Raw genomic sequence first — 755 nt, 5'->3', positions numbered from 1 at the left:
TGGCGGCACAGAAGGGACTATTCGAGACGTGGTTGAACACAAGCCTTCAGGAGGGCATCGACGCTAGCGTCGACGTCTTCGCCAACCTCTTCGCGCATCCCGAAACCATTCGCGCGATCGCTCAATACCAGCCCGCTCCGCGACGCTCAGGCGATCGGTGACGAGCACCGTCTCGATACCAAACCATGAAGGAAGATCCATGCCTGTGACTTCTCGTGTCGACTGCGGCGTCGCCGTCGTCACCATCGACCACCCCCCTGTCAACGGACTCGGACACACGGTCCGCACCGAACTGCTGTGCGAACTGCGGCGGGCACTGGGCTCGGACGCCATCCGAGCCGTGGTGGTGACCGGGCGAGAAGGATGCTTCTCCGCCGGGGCCGACATCACCGAATTCGGAACCCCCCGTTCGACGGCCACACCCACGCTGGCCGAGATCATCGGCGAAGTTGACGCCTCCCCGAAGCCGATCGTCGCCGCCATCGACGGCACGTGTTTCGGTGGTGGCCTCGAGCTGGCGCTTGCGATGCACTACCGAGTCGCCACGCCGTCGAGCTCCCTCGCCCTACCGGAGGTGAACCTCGGCTTCGTGCCCGGCTCCGGAGGAACACAACGCCTTCCACGCGCCATCGGCATGGCAGCAGCCGCCGACCTCATCACGACCGGGAAACCTAAGGCAGCCGCAGAGCTCGCCGCCATCCCCGGGCAGCGACTATTCGAGGGTTTGTGCGACGGCGACATCGTCGTACACGCAG

General features: G+C 65.2%; 1 protein-coding gene. It reads left to right on the top strand.

Features of this window, described 5'->3' with window-relative positions; translation table 11 throughout:
• Positions 1-199 precede the first annotated feature (199 nt).
• Positions 200-755, top strand: a 556-nt coding sequence (locus FK268_RS23015; protein WP_193560319.1) for an enoyl-CoA hydratase/isomerase family protein, incomplete at its 3' end; no start/stop codon positions are given.

The organism is Tsukamurella sputi (assembly GCF_007858445.1).
GTDB classification, from domain to species: Bacteria; Actinomycetota; Actinomycetes; order Mycobacteriales; family Mycobacteriaceae; genus Tsukamurella; species Tsukamurella sputi.
The sequence above is the reverse complement of the archived record's forward strand: the minus strand, read 5'-3'. Positions and strand labels throughout refer to the sequence as shown.